This is a genomic window from Pararhizobium gei (assembly GCF_029223885.1).
Lineage (GTDB): Bacteria > Pseudomonadota > Alphaproteobacteria > Rhizobiales > Rhizobiaceae > Pararhizobium > Pararhizobium gei.
Map to the genome: position 1 here is coordinate 3,351,296 of NZ_CP119409.1, position 16,205 is coordinate 3,367,500.

The 16,205-nt window shown below is 58.4% G+C and carries 13 protein-coding genes, 1 tRNA gene, 2 rRNA genes and 1 pseudogene; 12 read left to right on the forward strand and 5 right to left on the reverse strand.

Translation table 11 applies throughout. The features are described from left to right. The first annotated feature begins 3 nt into the window (after window positions 1-3). The 11 genes from PY308_RS16265 (at window position 4) to PY308_RS16315 (ending at window position 10,824) form a co-directional block, all read left to right on the forward strand. Window positions 4-849, forward strand: a complete 846-nt coding sequence (locus PY308_RS16265; RefSeq protein ID WP_275784521.1) for an ABC transporter permease — start codon at window positions 4-6, stop codon at window positions 847-849. Next, window positions 846-1,595 carry an SDR family NAD(P)-dependent oxidoreductase gene (locus PY308_RS16270; protein WP_275784523.1) on the forward strand — a complete coding sequence of 250 codons (750 nt, stop codon included), beginning with the start codon at window positions 846-848 and terminating at the stop codon, window positions 1,593-1,595. The genes PY308_RS16265 and PY308_RS16270 overlap by 4 nt, the downstream gene beginning before the upstream one ends. Before the next feature lie 17 nt (window positions 1,596-1,612). Beyond that, window positions 1,613-2,377 carry an SDR family NAD(P)-dependent oxidoreductase gene (locus PY308_RS16275; RefSeq protein ID WP_275784524.1) on the forward strand — a complete coding sequence of 255 codons (765 nt, stop codon included), beginning with the start codon at window positions 1,613-1,615 and terminating at the stop codon, window positions 2,375-2,377. A 73-nt stretch (window positions 2,378-2,450) separates the two neighbouring features. After that, window positions 2,451-3,683 (forward strand): ABC transporter substrate-binding protein, encoded by a 1,233-nt coding sequence (locus PY308_RS16280; RefSeq protein ID WP_275784525.1) that lies wholly within the window; start codon window positions 2,451-2,453, stop codon window positions 3,681-3,683. An 89-nt stretch (window positions 3,684-3,772) separates the two neighbouring features. Beyond that, window positions 3,773-4,882 carry an ABC transporter ATP-binding protein gene (locus tag PY308_RS16285; protein WP_275784526.1) on the forward strand — a complete coding sequence of 370 codons (1,110 nt, stop codon included), beginning with the start codon at window positions 3,773-3,775 and terminating at the stop codon, window positions 4,880-4,882. Between the two features lie 57 nt (window positions 4,883-4,939). Continuing rightward, window positions 4,940-5,821 carry a polysaccharide deacetylase family protein gene (locus tag PY308_RS16290; RefSeq protein WP_275784528.1) on the forward strand — a complete coding sequence of 294 codons (882 nt, stop codon included), beginning with the start codon at window positions 4,940-4,942 and terminating at the stop codon, window positions 5,819-5,821. A 54-nt stretch (window positions 5,822-5,875) separates the two neighbouring features. Next, window positions 5,876-6,208, forward strand: coding sequence for a hypothetical protein (locus PY308_RS16295; RefSeq protein WP_275784531.1), 333 nt, complete (start codon window positions 5,876-5,878; stop codon window positions 6,206-6,208). A 16-nt stretch (window positions 6,209-6,224) separates the two neighbouring features. Then, window positions 6,225-7,232, forward strand: coding sequence for a CobW family GTP-binding protein (locus tag PY308_RS16300; protein ID WP_275791168.1), 1,008 nt, complete (start codon window positions 6,225-6,227; stop codon window positions 7,230-7,232). Further along, on the forward strand, window positions 7,233-8,450 hold the full coding sequence (locus PY308_RS16305; protein WP_275784532.1) for an ABC transporter substrate-binding protein: 1,218 nt from the start codon (window positions 7,233-7,235) through the stop codon (window positions 8,448-8,450). 15 nt (window positions 8,451-8,465) lie between these two features. After that, window positions 8,466-9,830 (forward strand): amidase, encoded by a 1,365-nt coding sequence (locus PY308_RS16310; protein ID WP_275784533.1) that lies wholly within the window; start codon window positions 8,466-8,468, stop codon window positions 9,828-9,830. Between the two features lie 25 nt (window positions 9,831-9,855). Beyond that, window positions 9,856-10,824, forward strand: a complete 969-nt coding sequence (locus PY308_RS16315) for a cyclase family protein (RefSeq protein WP_275784535.1) — start codon at window positions 9,856-9,858, stop codon at window positions 10,822-10,824. A gap of 148 nt (window positions 10,825-10,972) precedes the next feature. On the opposite strand, the gene PY308_RS23000 is transcribed toward PY308_RS16315, so the two are convergent. Continuing rightward, window positions 10,973-11,122 carry a transposase gene (locus tag PY308_RS23000; protein WP_350339847.1) on the reverse strand — a complete coding sequence of 50 codons (150 nt, stop codon included), beginning with the start codon at window positions 11,120-11,122 and terminating at the stop codon, window positions 10,973-10,975. Next, the gene (locus tag PY308_RS16320) at window positions 11,052-11,396 is read right to left on the reverse strand and encodes a hypothetical protein (RefSeq protein ID WP_275791243.1); all 345 of its coding nucleotides are present in this window, start codon (window positions 11,394-11,396) and stop codon (window positions 11,052-11,054) included. Before PY308_RS16320 ends, PY308_RS23000 begins: the two co-directional genes overlap by 71 nt. Window positions 11,397-11,404: 8 nt before the next feature. On the opposite strand from PY308_RS16320, the pseudogene PY308_RS16325 reads away from it, so the two are divergent. Beyond that, window positions 11,405-11,839 (forward strand): annotated as a pseudogene (locus PY308_RS16325) (integrase core domain-containing protein); the annotation flags it as partial. 118 nt (window positions 11,840-11,957) lie between these two features. Here the strand turns inward: PY308_RS16325 and PY308_RS16330 are convergent. The 3 genes from PY308_RS16330 to PY308_RS16340 all read right to left on the reverse strand — a co-directional run bounded on the left by PY308_RS16330 (window position 11,958) and on the right by PY308_RS16340 (window position 15,722). Then, window positions 11,958-12,034: transfer RNA gene (locus PY308_RS16330), tRNA-Met, on the reverse strand. Window positions 12,035-12,262: 228 nt separating this feature from the next. Continuing rightward, window positions 12,263-12,377 (reverse strand): 5S ribosomal RNA (rrf, locus tag PY308_RS16335). A gap of 427 nt (window positions 12,378-12,804) precedes the next feature. Then, window positions 12,805-15,722: ribosomal RNA gene (locus PY308_RS16340) — 23S ribosomal RNA — on the reverse strand. Window positions 15,723-16,205: the final 483 nt, after the last annotated feature.

Here is a 16,205-nt window from a genome sequence, read left to right on the forward strand (position 1 = left end):
GCCATGAATTCCAGCGGTACAAAATTCGCGCTTGGCGTCTACACCGGCCTCTTTCTGGTGTTCCTCTATGCGCCCATGGTGGTTCTCGGCATTCTGTCGTTCCAGACGGGGCCGGAGGGCGGACCGCAGTTCCCGATCATCGAGTGGTCGACCTATTGGTACCAACATCTGTTCGGCTTCACGCCACCCTCGCGCATCGCACCATTGCCCATCAACGAGGCCCTGTTCCGCTCACTGGCCCTGTCGGTCATGACGATGATCGTCTCAACGGTGCTGGGCGTCAGTTCAGCGCAGGCCTTCCGCCGCAAATTCAAGGGGTCCGGCGTCGCATTCTATCTCATCGTTCTCGGCATGATGGTGCCGGGCGTGCTTGTCGGTCTCGGCATGGCGCTGGTTGCCAACGTGCTGGGTATCGACCGCCACTGGTGGGGTACGGCCTTCGTGCTGCATGTCGTCTACACCTATCCCTTCGCCTTCCTCGTCATGCTGGCGATCCTCAACCGCTTCGATCCGAGCGTCGAGGAGGCCGCCTGGTCGCTGGGCGTGTCGCCGATCAAGACCTTTCGCAAGATCACCTTTCCGCTGATCTTTCCGGGCGTTCTGTCGGCCATGTTGTTCGCCTTCACGCTCTCTTACGATGAATTTTCACGAACGCTGTTTGCCTCGGGCCGCGATCTGACACTGCCTCTGGCCATCTACGGGACATTCTCGGTCGAGGTGCACCCGAACGTCTTCGCCTTCGGTGTTCTGACAACAATCTTCTCCTTCGCACTTCTCGGTGTCTACGCCGCGCTGATGACGCTTTCCATCCGCCGCGCCAAACGCATCGCCATTCAGGAGGAAGCATGATGTCGTCAGCTATGGTCCCCTCCGCCATTGTAACTGGAGCCGGTTCCGGCATCGGCCGCGCCATTGCCCATCGGCTGGCATCGGACGGCTACGCGGTTGTCGTCAACGATCTGAAGATCGAGGCGGCGCAGGGTGTCACAGACGAGATTTCAGCAGCAGGCGGCAAGGCCAAGGCGGTGGCCGGCGACGTTTCCTCAGAGGCGGATACGGCGGCCATCCACAAGGCTGGGGTCGATGCTTTCGGCGATACGACACTGCTCGTCAATTGCGCCGGCATCGTCCATCAGGCGCTGTTCGAAAATCTTCACGTGGACGATTTCGACCGGATGTTCGCCGTGCATGTGCGTGGCACGTTCCTGATGACGAAGCTGGTTCTTCCCGCCATGCTCACCGCCCGCTCCGGCGTCATCATCAACATCGCCTCGCAACTCGGCCAGATCGGCGGGATCGAACTGTCGCATTATGCGGCGGCTAAATCCGCGATCATCGGTCTGACGAAGTCGCTGGCGCGTGAAGTGTCGAGCCGCGGTGTGCGCGTCAATGCCGTTGCCCCCGGCCCGATCAACACGCCACTGGTGCGCGCCCTGTCCGAGGACTGGCAGGCGCGAAAAGCAGCCGAACTGCCGCTTGGCCGCTTCGGCGAGCCGGAAGAGGTGGCCGCCACCGTTTCGTTTCTCGCATCGCCCGCAGCCAGCCTGTTCGTCGGCCAGACACTTGGTCCGAACTCCGGCGATGTGATGCTTTAAGCACAGGAAAAACCGACATGACCGCTACGTCCCGCATAGTTTTAATCACCGGCGCCGGCATCGGCATCGGGCATTCGACCGCGAAAGCCTTTGCAACGCTTGGTGATCATGTTGTCGTCACCGATGTTCTGGAAGCAGAAGGCAAAGCGACCGTTGCCGCCATCGAGGCTGCCGGCGGCTCGGCGGAATTCGCGCATCTCGATGTCCGCTCCACAGCCGCTGTGGATACGCTGGTGGCCGATGTCGAAGCCCGCCATGGCCGCATCGACGTTATCGTCGCCAATGCTGGAATTGCCCACAAGTCGCCGCTCGATGTGCTGACCGACGAAAAATGGGAGCTGACCTTCGATATCGATCTCAAAGGTATTTTTCGCGTCGTTCGGGCGGCAGCCCCCGGAATGAAGGCACGCAAGAGCGGCGCGGTGATTGCCTTGTCGTCGATCATGGGCACGTCCTACGGCTGGGACGAGCATGTGCATTATTCGGCAGCGAAAGCCGGCGTCGTCGGTCTGGTTCGCGGACTGGCGGTCGAGCTTGCCCGTGACGGCATCCGCGTCAACGGCATGGCGCCCGGATATATCCGCACGGCGCAGCTTCTGTCCGAGGAAAATTCGCTGGGTGCGGCCGGAGCCGAAAGGGCGGGAGAATTCATTCCCATGGGGCGCATCGGGGAACCGGAAGAGATCGCCGATGTCATCACCTTTCTCGCATCGCATGGCGCAAGATACATGACCGGCCAGGTTCTGGTCGTGGATGGCGGTCTCCTCGTGGGCCGATACTGACGGTACTGCCTGATAAACGATGGGCGTCCAATAAAGGACGCCCTGGGGAACAAAAAGAAACCGGAGAAAGACAATGACAATTTCGATGGAAATGAATCGTCGTTCGCTGCTGAAGCGATCTGCTGGTGCCATGGCGCTGGCCATGGGTGGCGGCACCCACTTCCTGTCGTCGAGCGCTGCCTATGCGCAGGCCTCGCTTGCAAGCCAGGAACTGCGCACGGTCGGCCTGTCGGTGACGGTCCAGGAACGTATCCTCGCCGACTTCAAGAAGGCAAGCGGCGTCGGCTCCACCTCGGGCACCGCAGCCACCTTCCCGGATGCGCAGACCCGCATCCTCTCCGGCTCCAAGGACTATGATGTCTGGGAAACCATTGGCGAGCGGCTCCCCTCCGTCGTCATGACCGACAATGCCGAGCCGATCGAAACATCGGCTCTGAAGAACTGGTCCAATATCCGCGATATCTTCACCAAGGCGGATCCGAAATTCGATCCCAAGGCGCAGATCGTCGGCCAGATCTGGACGGACGAAAACCAGACGTCGCTCTGGATGGTTCCGACCGTCTTCAACTTCGATTCGATCGGCTACAACCCGGAGGTTCTGTCCGACGAGGAAGCCAACAGCTGGACGGCGATCTTCGATAGCAAGTACAAGGGTAAATCCGGCCTCAACACGGATCCTCTGACAGCCTTCGGCCAGGCCGTCATGGCGATGAACACACTCGGTCTTTCGGATGTGAAGAACCCCGGCAACCCAACGGCCGCCGAGATGGACGAGGCTGCCAAATTCCTGATCTCCAAGAAGAAGGAAGGGCAGTTCCGCGCTCTCTGGGGCGATTTCGGCGAACTCGTCAACTTCCTGGCTTCCGGCGAAATCGTTGTCTGCGACGCCTGGCAGCCTGCCGTCATGGCCGTCAAGGCACAGGGCAAGGCGTGCAAATACGCGATTCCCAAGGAAGGCTATCGCGGCTGGTCGATCGGCAACACCATGCTGAAGGGCACCCCGAACAAGGAAGCCGTCATCGCCTATTCCGACTACTGGCTTTCGGGCGAGCCGGGTATCACCGTTTCCGAGCAGGGCTATTATTCGCCGACGACCAACATCAAGGACGTGATGGCGCCGGAAAAATATGCCTTCTGGTACGAAGGCAAGCCATGGGTGGGGGCCGCCGAACGCGGCATCAAGGAAGGCGACCTGCGTGACGGCGGCTCGCTGGAGACCCGCGCGGCCAACGTCGCCTACTGGCACCAGTGGCCGGATGAATATGATCACCTCATTCAGAAGTGGGACGAGTTTTTGAGCGCGTAAAAGCGATCGTCCCCTCCCCCCGTTTACGGGGGGAGGGTCAAAGCGAGGGAGCATTGTGTGCTCGACGCAGTTCTATCCGGAGCAACGCCATGATTCATGATCTCGAACTTTATCAAGTCGGCAAGGTCTACGACAACGGCACGCCTGCCGTCATCGATTTCAATCTTGCTGTCAACAAGGGCGAGTTCATCGCATTCCTCGGCCCCTCCGGATGCGGCAAGACGACGACACTTAGGATGATCGCCGGGTTCGAAAGCATCTCTTCCGGCAATATGATGATCAAAGGCGTTCGCATGAACGACATCAGCCCGGCGCAGCGGCCGACCTCGATGATTTTCCAGAACTACGCGCTGTTCCCGCACATGACGGTACGCAACAATGTCGGCTACGGCCTTGACGTCAAGGGCATGGCGAAAGCGGAGCGCAACGCCAAGGTGGACCGGATTCTCGCCACGCTCGGCCTTGAGGACATTGCCGAAAACAAGCCGGACAAGCTCTCCGGCGGCCAGCGCCAACGTATCGCGCTTGCCCGCGGTCTTGTTGTCGAGCCCGATATCCTGCTTCTCGACGAGCCGCTCGGCGCACTCGACGCCAATCTGCGCAAGACGATCCAGAACGAGCTGAAGCTTTTGCAGAAGACGCTTGGCGTCACCTTCGTTTTCGTCACCCATGCCCAGTCTGAAGCGCTGGCGCTATCGGACCGCATCGTGGTGATGAACCAGGGCCGCGTCGAGCAGATCAGCCCTCCGCATCAACTGTACACAAGGCCAAACACGCCGTTCGTGGCGCAGTTCATCGGCCGCAACACGATTTTCAAAGGTGCGGTCGGGGGTAAAAATGCAGGCCACACCGTGGTGAATACGCCCTTCGGCGTGCTGACCGGTGATGCGAATGGCGAGATGGCCGATGGCGCCAATGCATCGGTTGTCATTCCGGCCGAAGCGATCGAGGTCCACGCCAGTGCCTCAGGTCGACGCGAGGAAATCTCGCGGCTGTCCGGCGGCAATGTCATCGATGCGAAGATCCGCCGTTTCGATGTGGTCGGGCATATCTCCCATCTGCAGGTGGCGCTTCCTGACGGGCGCATGCTGTCGCTCGAAGCGCATGTTGATAAATACCCGCCGGGGGCCTTCCCCGTCGATGCGGACGTCACGCTGGCCTGGAAGCCCGAACGGGCCACCGTCATCCCGGCGCATTGAACGAGAGCCCGAACACAGTCGAGCCAAACCCCAGAAAACCACACAAGGAGTACAAGAATGGCAAAGGAAATTTTCTGCAGCTTCGGCATTGATGTCGATGCAGTCGCAGGCTGGCTCGGGTCCTATGGCGGTGAGGATTCGCCTGACGATATTTCGCGTGGCCTGTTTGCCGGTGAAGTCGGCAGCCCTCGCCTGCTAAAGCTGTTCGACCGCTTCGGCATCAAGACCACATGGTTCATCCCCGGCCATTCCATCGAGACATTTCCCGAGCAGATGCAGGCCGTCGCCGATGCCGGCCATGAAATCGGCATTCACGGCTATACCCATGAAAACCCGATTGCCATGACCCGGGAGCAGGAAATCCAGGTTCTCGACAAGTGCATCGAACTGGTTACCAAGCTTTCCGGCAAGCGGCCGACAGGTTATGTGGCGCCGTGGTGGGAGTTTTCCAATGTCACCAACGAACTGCTGCTGGAACGCGGCATCAAGTATGACCACTCCCTGATGCACAACGACTTTACGCCCTATTACGTCCGGGTCGGCGATAGCTGGACGAAGATCGACTATTCGAAAAAGCCCGACGACTGGATGATCCCGCTGAAGCGGGGCCATGAAACGGACCTTATCGAAATTCCGGCCTCGTGGTATCTCGACGATCTGCCGCCGATGATGTTCATCAAGAAGGCGCCCAACAGCCACGGCTTCGTCAATCCGCACGATATCGAACAGATGTGGCGCGACCAGTTCGACTGGGTCTATCGCGAGATGGACTATGCCGTGTTCCCGATCACCATCCACCCAGACGTGGCCGGCCGGCCGCAGGTGCTGATGATGCTGGAGAGGCTTTTCGCGCACATGAGCAGCCACGAGGGCGTGAAATTCGTGACGATGAACGAAATCGCCGACGATTTCGCGGCGCGTTTCCCGCGCAAAAAGTAAGGTGAAGAACGGCAGGCCGAAAGGTCTGCCGTTTCACTTGGAAAGGAATGAGCCATGTGTTCGCTGTGCGGCATTCTGGGAGGCATTGAACACTGGGCCGATGCGGTGGCCCGGCCCGGCGTCTACACGCGCAATGTCGAGCGCATCGATCGCAGGCGCGAGCGTGCCAACCGGGTGCGCATTGCCAACCGGGTGCTGTCGGCCTTCGGCCTGTCATTGACCGATTGGCAGGGCAGTGCGTTTCTTCTGTCCACCCGCACGGGCAAGACCGAGATCATCGAGGATCTCGGGCATCTCTGGCCTGCCGCCGAGCGTTTGTGCGGGCGGGGGCTCGATCCACTGGACGAACCGTTTCTGAACCGGCTGGAGGCCGAGGCGCGTGGCTGAGACATCCTTTCCGGCGATGACGCCCGTGACCCTCATCACCGGATTTCTCGGGTCGGGAAAAACCACGTTGCTGAAGAGGCTTCTTGACGATCCGGCTCTGTCAGACACGGCCGTCCTCATCAACGAGTTCGGCGAGGTCGGGCTCGATCATCATCTGCTCGAGCGTCTTGACGACACAATGGTGCTGTTGCAATCGGGGTGCCTGTGCTGCACCATCCGTGGTGATCTGGCGGATGCCTTGCGCGATCTCCTGTCGCGGCGCGAGCGCGGTCTGGTGCCGCCGTTCCGGCGGGTGGTGATCGAAAGCACGGGGCTCGCCGATCCATTTCCCGTCCTGTCGACCCTCAGGTCCGACCCGGTGCTGCGCCACCATTTCAAGGCCGCCAACGTCATCACCGCCCTCGATGCCGTCAACGGTCTGAGGCAGTTGGACACCTACGGCGAATCCGTGCGCCAGGTGGCGATTGCCGATGTGCTCGTGCTGACGAAGACGGATATCGCCAATGAGCCCGACGTGTTGCAGATAACCGAGGCGGTGCGGCGGCTCAATCCGGACGCGCCGATGATCCGGGCATCCGACACGCTCGACGCCGACACGCTGTTGAACGGCATCGCCCGCGAGCAGGCGAGCGGATTTTACTGCGATGAACCGGTGGATATCGCGAATGCGTCATCGCCCCACGGAGCGGCCATCCGCTCTTTCGTGATCACGATGGAAACCACCGTCGACTGGACTGCCTTCGGCATCTGGCTGACCATGCTGCTCCACCGCCACGGCGACAAAATCCTGCGCGTGAAAGGCATTCTCAATGTCGAGGGAGAGGCGTTTCCGGTGGCGATCCACGGGGTCCAGTATCTCGTCCATATTCCGGTCCATATGGCATCATGGCCATCCACAGACCGCCGGTCGCGCATCGTTTTTATCGTTGATGGCATCGAACCGGCCCTGATCGAGCGCTCCTTTACAACGTTCAACACGCTCGGCGTTTCCAGCCCAGCTCTCAAGCTGGTCGAGGAGGCCTGATTGACGCGTAAAATCTCATCCCGTTCCGGTCTGGCCACGCCAGCGCTTCATACGCAAGGACGGATCAAGCTGAGGATTCTCGGCACGGCGATCTCGCTGCTGGAAGAATTGCGCGTCGGCGCCGAGAAGGATCTCGGCATGGATATCGAATACGACAACCAGGACTTCCTGACCGCCCAGCACAAGGCGGCGCTGGAGCCGATGACCTACGACATCTACGATCAGTGCTTCCACAATCTCGATATCGTCTGGTACTGGCGCGCGGTGCAACCGATCGATATCGACCGCATCACGCTGTGGGACGAGATCACCGATCTGACCAAAACCGGACGCATCGGCCCCAACGCCCGCATCGGACAGGGCGATGCGCCGGTGACGAAGCTTTTCGTACAGCCCAACCTTGCACTGGACGAAAAGCCGTCGCGCTGGATTTCCATGCTGCCGACCACGCACAATTTCGACAGCTTCGCCTACAAGACGGATGTCGCCAATTCCAACCAGATGACCTCCTGGGCAGCTCTCCTCGATCCGCAATGGCACGGTCACGCGGCACTTGTGAACGAGCCGGCCATCGGCATTTTCGACGCGGCATTGGCCGCCCAGGCGGCAGGACTGATGACGTTCAAGAACCTCGGCAACATGTCGGTGGAAGAGATCGACCGGCTGCTGGATATTCTGGAAGAGCGGAAGAAATCCGGTTTCTTCAAGGGGTTCTGGCGCTCGGCGGAAGAGGCTGCCAACCTGATGACCAGGGCCGACACGCAGATCCAGAGCATGTGGTCGCTCGGCATCAGCAAGCTTAACTTGCGGGGTGTTCCCGTGGAACTTGCCAATCCGGCGGAAGGTTATCGCGCCTGGCATGGTGGTCTGTGCCTGTCCAAGCGGCTGAGCGGCCGTATGCTGGATGCGGCCTACGAGTATCTCAACTGGTGGATTTCCGGCTGGCCGGGCGCAGTCGTGGCGCGGCAGGGCTACTACATGTCCACGCCGCACCGCTCCCGCCCGCACATGACGCCTGCCGAATGGGACTACTGGTACGAAGGCATGCCGGCCGCGACCGATCTGCCGGGACCCGACGGCATCACGCGCATAAAGGCGGGGGCGGTCAGAAGCGGCGGTTCCTACTGGCAGCGCTCCAACTCTATTGCCGTGTGGAATACCACCATGGACGAACACAACTACCTCGTACGCCGCTGGATGCAGTTTGCAGCGGCCTGACAGCAGGACTGAAGAATGACCGCGTTAAACGCAATGTCCATTGCCCAGCTTTCCACGCTTATCCAGAGCGGTGCTGCCGATCCTATCGCTGTGGCGGAGACCACGTTTGAAGCGATTGCGGCAGCCGATCCGGCAATCTTCATTGCCCTGTCGAAAGAGCGGGCGCTGGCGGAGGCTGAAGCGTCCTCCCGCCGCATACGGACCGGTCGCTCGCTTGGTATTCTCGACGGCATCCCGATCGGCTGGAAAGACCTGTTCGATATGAAAGGCATGACGACGACGGCCGGTTCGAAGGTTTTGGCCCGAGAATCTGCAGCCACCGAGGACGCCGCGGTCGTCAATGCATTGAAAGCCGCAGGCATGGTGGCGGTGGGCCGTCTCAATATGAGCGAGTTCGCCTTTTCCGGTCTTGGTCTCAATCCGCATTACGGCACGCCGGTAAATCCGCGCAGCACCGATGTGCCGCGCATCACCGGCGGCTCGTCCTCCGGTTCGGGCGCCGCGGTTGCGGCCGGTCTGGTCCCGGTCGCCATGGGCACGGATACCGGCGGTTCGATCCGCATCCCCGCCGCCTTCAACGGCATCGTCGGCTACAAGGCGACGCGCGGGCGCTATGCCATGGACGGCGTTTTCCCGCTCGCCAAAAGCCTGGATTCGCTTGGGCCACTCTGCCGCACGGTACAGGATGCCGTCTGGATCGACGCAGCCATGCGGGGTCTGACTGCACCGTCGATCACCCGGCAGCCGCTCGCCGGTATTGAGATGGTTATCCCGCAGAATGTGGTTTTCGATGGGGTGGAAGCTGGTGTTCACGCGGCCTTCGAAGGTGCCGTGGAGCGCCTCATCGATGCGGGCGTCATAGTCTCCCGTGTCGAGATCCCTGCCTTTGCGGAAATTCTGACGCTGATGTCGAGTCACGGCGCGCTGGTGACGGCGGAAGCGTACTGGTTGCACCGGCACCGTCTCGAAAGCGATGACGCGCTGTCGATGGACAGCCGTGTGGTGTCGCGCACGAAGCTTGGTGCCGATATCAGCCTCTCCGCCTATATCGATATCCTCTGTGCCCGCAGCCGGCTGATCGCCGATGTCGAGCAGCAGGTGGGAAACAGGCTGGTTGCCTTGCCAACAATCCCGCATGTGGCCCCGCCCATCGCGCCGCTGACGACCGACGACGACCTGTTCGTGAAAACCAACGGCCGGACGTTGCGCAACACGCTGCTTGGCAATTTCCTCGACTGGTGCGGCGTTTCCATACCCTGTGGCACGGGCGATGCCGGCATGCCGGTCGGCTTCCTCTTGTCGGGACCGGCAGGCGCCGACGAAAAGCTTTTGTCCATCGCGCTGTCGGCGGAACCCGTTATTCGCGGCGATTTTATCTGAGACATACTCTAAGGAGACCAGACCCATGTGCATGGCATGTTACGTCGACGAGACCACCAAGAACCGGATCATCGCATACAACGCGGAATTCCATAAGGTTACCAGAAGTCCTTATGGGAGCGACGACGAGATCGGCATGCTCAACCTGATCGATGCCAAGTCGCGCTCCGCGATCATATCGCGCGCCGATGCCTCTAAAGTGTTCGATCTTTCGGTCGATCATTTCGTCGGCATGCCCGGCTGGTTCGGCGCGGGCGACCAGCCCTACCAGATCTGGATGACCCACACGCCGCAGGGTGAAATCGTCGCCAACACCATGGGTGTGTCGAAGGAAGCCAACGATCTCGTCGCCTACTCGGGCGACAGCATTTCGATGTACACCCACTGCGGCACACATATCGATACGTTCAACCACTTCGGCTACAACGGCGAGATCTTCAACGGCTTCACCGCCAAGGATCATCTCGGCAGCCGCGCCTGGGAAAAATGCGGACCTGAAAAATACCCGCCGATCTTCGCCCGTGGCATCCTGCTCGACGTGGCGGGCCTTCACGGCGTCAAAACGCTGCCGCCGAGCCACGGGATCGGCAAGGCGGATATCGAGGGCTGCCTGAAGAAGCAGGGCCTGAAGATCCTGCCCGGCGACGTCGTGCTGCTGCGCACGGGCCAGATGCTGGTCTGGCCCGACATGGCATTTACAAGAAATACCCCCGGCCTCAATCGCGAAGGTGCGGAGTACATCGCCAAGCATGGCGCCATCATGATTGGAGCCGACAATCTGACGCTGGAACAGACGCCGTCCGTACATGAACTCAACTTTTTCCCGGTTCACACCTATCTTCTGGCCGAGGCTGGTGTGCCGATCCTCGAAATGGTCAATCTGGAAGAGATCGCTGCGGAAAAGCTGTACGAATTCGCCTTCTTCGGCGCTTGTATCAAGCTACGCGGCGCAACCGGAACGCCGATGCGCCCGGTGGTGATGCCCTTGAATTAGGTTCCAGAAGACCTGTACGCGGCAGGTTCATTGCCTTGTTCTCCTTGAGCTATTCGGCTTCACGCGGATGATGCGAAGATATCTGCGCTGGCGTTTCCGGATTTGGCTTGTGACGCTCTCCTGTGAGCGCCGGTTCAGTTTTTTCGCGCTATCCGGCCATGGCGATGATCTTCAAACTCCGCTTCATATTGTAGGCGATGGCGGTGAGGAGGATTTGAACGCCTGCTTTAGCAAGCCCTCGCCATCGCATCCGGCGAAGGCCGTAGCTTCGTTTCCAGGTCCCGAAGATCGTCTCGATCCGGCCACGGATACGGTGGATTCTGTTGGTTCCAGGCCTCCAGCCGTGCCTGTGTTTCGGCTTCGTCCCGTCCCCACATGCCGGTGGCCACGATGCGTGGCGTTCCACCCTTGGCGCGCACCGCGTGGCCGAAATGATTGCCGCGATAGGCGGCGCTGTCGGCAAACACCGCGCCAGGATTGTCGTGCAGAGCATCAGGGCCAGCCTTGCCATCGTTTACGTTGGCTGGAGTTACGGCAATCTCCTCGACAAGGGCCCGCATCAGCACCGACATGGGCTTTGAACCGCGAGGCCATTGCCCATATCGCCGCCACTGCGAAGATGTTCGGACCTTGTCATAACAGCCGTCGAAAACCGCTTCGGCCACATCAATATCGTTCCTAAGCCCCATAGAATGGCTGACTGACAATGGATCGTGCTTTGTTGCGGCAGACACGAAATCGCTACTGCTGGAGATTGGGATGGAGCCTCGCACGACGCCGGTCCGCAACCCACAGTCCAACGAAATGGCCGAAGCCTTCGTCAAAACGTGCAAGCGCGATGACGTCTCGGTCAATTCCATCCCGGACGCCAAAACCGTCATCGCCCAACCGCGATTGTGGTTCGAGCATTACAACACGCTTCATCCGCACAAAGCTTTGGGGATATCAGTCACCGCGCGAGTTCTTATTACCTCGCACACTTGATAGGTGGGAGATCGTGTCCGGATATTTATAGGGCCATTACATCAACGAGCGGGCAGTTCTGGAAGAACTGATGGGCCGGTCTGATCAATCCCGTAGCCAAAAACGCAAAAAGCCCCGTGACGGGGCTTTGTTGGGATCACAGGGATGTTTGGTTGCGGGGGCAGGATTTGAACCTGCGGCCTTCAGGTTATGAGCCTGACGAGCTACCGGGCTGCTCCACCCCGCGGAATTGAATTGGGCTACTGTTGCAGCCCGGGTTGTTTGCCGGTCCTCGAAGGCTTTGCCTTTTGCGGTTCGGCGTGGCTGCTCCATCGGCGTGATACGGCAGCCTCTTGTCTCTGTTATCCGGGTTAGTATGGCCAAGCAAAAAGGCCGCTTGAGGGCGGCCCGCTGTTCGGCTGAGCCGGAAGGTGATGAGAAGATATTTTGTTTGGTATTTTCTTGCCTTTAGTAGACCTGGCAGCGACCGACTCTCCCGCGTCTTAAGACGGAGTACCATAGGCGCTGGGGCGTTTCACGGCCGTGTTCGGAATGGGAACGGGTGCAGCCACCCCGCAATAACCACCAGGTCAACTAAGGGCAAGATTTACACCTGCAGTGCAGGTGTAAATCTTGGTTTTTCCTGGCGCAGATGCCTTGTCCTTTTCGCTGAGGCTCAAAGGGGACCTGCGCCGGCCATACTGCAGATCCTTGAAGGAGGACACAGGTGGCAAACCAAGATTTCACACCGCAGTTGCGGGGTAAAACCAAAATGAGAAGCTGGTTCACTCTAGGAGTGATTAGGGATTAGTCGTTAGTGACTAGTCTTTTTTGAACACGTCTTTTTCAAGCTGCTTGAGGCACATCCGGAGCAAAGCTCCGCAAGGCCAAGGGCCGTCGCGCATCGTTGCGCGGCCCGTCCGGAGCGCAGGCCCAAAGGGCCGACAGCGTCAGGACAAAAGACAGCTTGGGATCATTGAAGCGCCATTGGCGCTTCGATGAGCACGAGCAATGAGAACAATCAAGCCAATCGAACGATTAGTACCGGTAAGCTTCATGCATTGCTGCACTTCCACACCCGGCCTATCAACGTGGTCGTCTTCCACGGTTCTCAAGGGAATACTCGTTTTCAGGTTGGTTTCCCGCTTAGATGCCTTCAGCGGTTATCCATTCCATATATAGCTACCCTGCTATGCGGCTGGCGCCACAACAGGTCCACCAGAGATATGTCCATCCCGGTCCTCTCGTACTAGGGACAGATCCTGTCAATATTCCTACACCCACGGCAGATAGGGACCGAACTGTCTCACGACGTTCTGAACCCAGCTCACGTACCGCTTTAATTGGCGAACAGCCAAACCCTTGGGACCTGCTCCAGCCCCAGGATGCGATGAGCCGACATCGAGGTGCCAAACAACCCCGTCGATATGGACTCTTGGGGGTCATCAGCCTGTTATCCCCGGCGTACCTTTTATCCGTTGAGCGATGGCCCTTCCACACGGGACCACCGGATCACTATGACCGACTTTCGTCTCTGCTCGACTTGTCAGTCTCGCAGTCAGGCGGGCTTATGCCATTGCACTCGACGAACGATTTCCGACCGTTCTGAGCCCACCATCGCGCGCCTCCGTTACTCTTTCGGAGGCGACCGCCCCAGTCAAACTACCCACCATACACTGTCCCGGATCCGGATAACGGACCGCGGTTAGACATCCATGACGATAAGGGTGGTATTTCAAGGATGGCTCCACGAGAACTGGCGTCCCCGCTTCAAAGCCTACCACCTATCCTACACATGCCGACACGAATGCCAGTGTAAAGCTATAGTAAAGGTGCACGGGGTCTTTCCGTCTGACCGCAGGAACCCCGCATCTTCACGGGGAATTCAATTTCACTGAGTCTATGCTGGAGACAGCGGGGAAGTCGTTACGCCATTCGTGCAGGTCGGAACTTACCCGACAAGGAATTTCGCTACCTTAGGACCGTTATAGTTACGGCCGCCGTTTACTGGGGCTTCAGTTCAAAGCTTGCACCTCTCCCTTTAACCTTCCAGCACCGGGCAGGCGTCAGGCCCTATACGTCGTTTTGCAACTTCGCAGAGCCCTGTGTTTTTGATAAACAGTCGCTACCCCCTGGTCTGTGCCACCCCATCTCACTTGCGTAAAATGGGGTCACGCTTCTTCCGAAGTTACGCGTGCAATTTGCCGAGTTCCTTCAGCATAGTTCTCTCAAGCGCCTTGGTATACTCTACCTGACCACCTGTGTCGGTTTCGGGTACGGTCTATAATGGTGGAGCTATTTCCTGGAACCGCTCCGCTGCCCACTCAATCCAATAAGAATGAACAACTTGTGCAATCCGTCACTACCACCAGGCCCACGAATATTAACGTGGTTCCCATCGACTACGCATTTCTGCCTCATCTTAGGGGCCGGCTAACCCTGCTCAGATTAACTTTAAGCAGGAACCCTTGGTCTTTCGGCGAGGGAGTCTCTCACTCCCTTTATCGTTACTCATGTCAACATTCGCACTTCCGATACCTCCAGGACCCCTCACAGGTATCCCTTCACAGGCTTACGGAACGCTCCGCTACCACACATATCCTAAGATATGTATCCTCAGCTTCGGTGCATGGCTTTAGCCCCGTTACATTTTCGGCGCAAAACCCCTTATTTAGACCAGTGAGCTGTTACGCTTTCTTTAAATGATGGCTGCTTCTAAGCCAACATCCTGGTTGTTTTGGGAGTCTCACATCCTTTCCCACTTAGCCATGACTTGGGGACCTTAGCTGGAGGTCAGGGTTGTTGCCCTCTTCACGACGGACGTTAGCACCCGCCGTGTGTCTGCCGACTAGTACTTCCGGGTATTCGGAGTTTGGTTAGGATCAGTAAGACGGTGAGTCCCCATAGCCCATCCAGTGCTCTACCCCCCGGGGTATTCGGTCGACGCACTACCTAAATAGTTTTCGCGGAGAACCAGCTATTTCCGAGTTTGATTGGCCTTTCACCCCTAGCCACAAGTCATCCCAATCTATTGCAACAGATGCGGGTTCGGTCCTCCAGTTGGTGTTACCCAACCTTCAACCTGCTCATGGCTAGATCACTCGGTTTCGGGTCTAATGCGACGAACTGAACGCCCTGTTCAGACTCGCTTTCGCTGCGCCTTCACCTATCGGCTTAAGCTTGCTCGTCACACTAAGTCGTTGACCCATTATACAAAAGGTACGCCGTCACTCTTGCGAGCTCCGACTGTTTGTAGGCAACCGGTTTCAGGTTCTATTTCACTCCCCTTGTCGGGGTGCTTTTCACCTTTCCCTCACGGTACTTGTTCGCTATCGGTCATGCACGAGTACTTAGGCTTAGAGGGTGGTCCCCCTAATTTCAAACAGGATTTCACGTGTCCCGCCTTACTCAAGGACCTTGGGTGTTCTACATGTACGGGGCTATCACCCGCTACGGCCGGACTTTCCATTCCGTTCCACTTTATTCCCCAAGGCCACTGGCCTGGTCCGCGTTCGCTCGCCACTACTTACGGAGTCTCGGTTGATGTCCTTTCCTTCGGGTACTTAGATGTTTCAGTTCCCCGAGTTCGCTTCTTACACCCTATTTTATTCAGGTGTAGATACCTTATTGATAATGCTTGGAAACTTGAAGTGTCCCAACAGGCTCATCACCCGTGGAACCCACGCCGCATCAGCGGCGACGGCCCTTGGCCTTGCGAAGCCTCTCGGCTTCGTTTCCTTTCCCCCGATCACTCGAGACAAAAGATCAAGACCTGGACAGTTCAAATTTCCCAAGCATTTAAGGTGGGTTTCCCCATTCGGAAATCCATGGATCAAAGCTCATTCGCAGCTCCCCACGGCTTATCGCAGCGTATCACGTCCTTCATCGCCTGTGCATGCCAAGGCATCCACCAATTGCCCTTATTTCACTTGATCGTTCTCATTGCCAATGCTCATCCTTGAGTTGGTCTTGGCAAACCTAACCTCCTCGCTTGCGCTCGAAGGGGTGCCAAGCCTGGCCATACGGACACCTTGTGAGTGCGCCGCACCAGTTATCCAACGGATAAGGTTACCTTTTACAACCAAATCCAAATCCAGATGCCATCGACGTGTTCGATCCGATCCCCATATGAAGGCACGCCGGTGCACTTCGGGGCCGGATCTTAAGACCAGCTTCTCGAGATACGTCCGGGGATGCGCGGTCAGGCAACATCCATCGACATGTCGTCAGAAGTGACCCGAAACACCAAAATCCCCAAATCCTTTCGGACCCGAAGTTTCAATGGTTCAAACCACCAACAACAAACATGCCTTGAGTAACAAGCTTCCTACCTTCTCCAGCCCCTGGTCTGTCTCGGATCGGCTAGACCGTCGACAGCTTGAACAGGACTGGGCTCGGACGTCTCAAGCAATTCGTAA